The organism is Bradyrhizobium sp. 31Argb (assembly GCF_043638955.1).
Taxonomy (GTDB): domain Bacteria; phylum Pseudomonadota; class Alphaproteobacteria; order Rhizobiales; family Xanthobacteraceae; genus Bradyrhizobium.
Genome location: NZ_JBEGDB010000581.1, coordinates 1 through 1,497, shown reverse-complemented (window position 1 = coordinate 1,497; position 1,497 = coordinate 1). Strand labels below are relative to the sequence as shown.

The 1,497-nt window shown below is 65.0% G+C and carries 1 protein-coding gene; it reads left to right on the top strand.

Annotation, left to right across the window (positions count from 1 at the left end; all coding sequences use genetic code 11):
• Positions 1-229: 229 nt before the first annotated feature.
• On the top strand, positions 230-1,497 hold a 1,268-nt coding region (locus tag AAFX91_RS41570; RefSeq protein ID WP_394570334.1), incomplete at its 3' end, for a recombinase family protein.

Here is a 1,497-nt window from a genome sequence, read left to right as displayed (position 1 = left end):
CGTCGTCGGCGACACCGCGGCGCTCGCCAACGAAAGCCTCACGGCACCGCTCAATGTCGAAATGATCGAGCAGGAACCCGGCTCCCGATGACTAACTCGCCGCGCAAGTTATCCGCGGAAAGGCCTGGCGCGGCCGCTTTGGCCGTTGCGCACGCCCTTGCATTACTGCACGCAAGGCAGGATCATGCGGCCGAGCTCGTCCGCCGGGCCGAGCTGGAAGCAACCGCAAATGATCCGCGCAGCCATTTACGCCCGCTTCTCGTCCGATCGGCAGAACGATAGATCTGTCGACGATCAGATCGCGTCCTGCCGCGAGCTCTGCGCCCGCGAAGGCTTTACGGTCGTGCTGACCTTCTGCGATCGCGAGATCTCCGGCGCCTCGACCGTCAATCGTCCCGGCTTCCAGGACTTGATGCGAGCAGCCGAAGCGCGCCGCTTCGATGTCATCGTCGCCGAGGACGTCGATCGCATTTCGCGCGACCAGGGCGATTGGCATACCGCACGCAAGCGGCTCGACTTCCTCGGCATTGCGATCCACACGGCGAGCGGCAAGGTGGGCAAGCTCGATGGCGCCCTGCGCGCGCTCATGGGCGAGATGTTTCTCGAGAACCTGGTCGTCCACACCCGCCGCGGCCTCGAGAGCGTGATCGGCGACGGCCGCCACGCCGGGGGCCGCGCCTACGGCTATCGGGCGATCGCAGGCAAACCAGGCGAGCTCGAGATCGACCAGGCCGAAGCCGAGATCGTGCGGAGAATCTTCTGCGAGTTTGTCGAGGGCAAGACGCCGCGCGAGATCGCCGCGGGCCTCAATGCCGACGGTGTCAGACCGCCCCGCGGCAACAATTGGAACGCGTCGACGATCAACGGCAATGCCGCACGCGGCCATGGTATGCTGATCAACGAGCTCTATGCGGGCCGCATCGTCTGGAACAAGGTCCGCATGATCAAGGATCCTGCCACCGGAAGGCGCGTGCCACGCCCGAACCGCAAAGACCAATATCGTAGCGTCGACGCGCCGCACTTGGCGATCGTTGAGGACGCGACGTTCAAGGCCGCACAGGTGATCAAGGCTGGCCGCAGTCACCAGGGCGCCTCGCAATCGCGCAAGGCTGTCCGGCCCTTGTCAGGCCTGCTGCGCTGTGGATTCTGCGGCGCCGGTATGTCGGCGATCGGCGCGCAGAGGAAGGGGAAGCCTCACCGCATGCAGTGCTCGGCATTCCGCGAGAGCGGCGTCTGCAGCAACGGCCGCAAGGTTTCGCGCCCAGCGATCGAGACCCTGGTGTTTGAAGGCTTGCGCGAGGAGCTCGCCAATCCCGAGGCAATCGCCGAATATGTCCGCACCTACAACTCCGAGCGCCGGCGCTTGGCCAAGGAGAGTGGCGATCGCGAGAAGCATCTGCAGCGCCGCAACGGCGAGCTCGACCGCGAGATCGATCGCCTGATCACGAACATTGCGAAGGGCGCGGATTTCGACACCTACAACCCGAAGGTCAATGA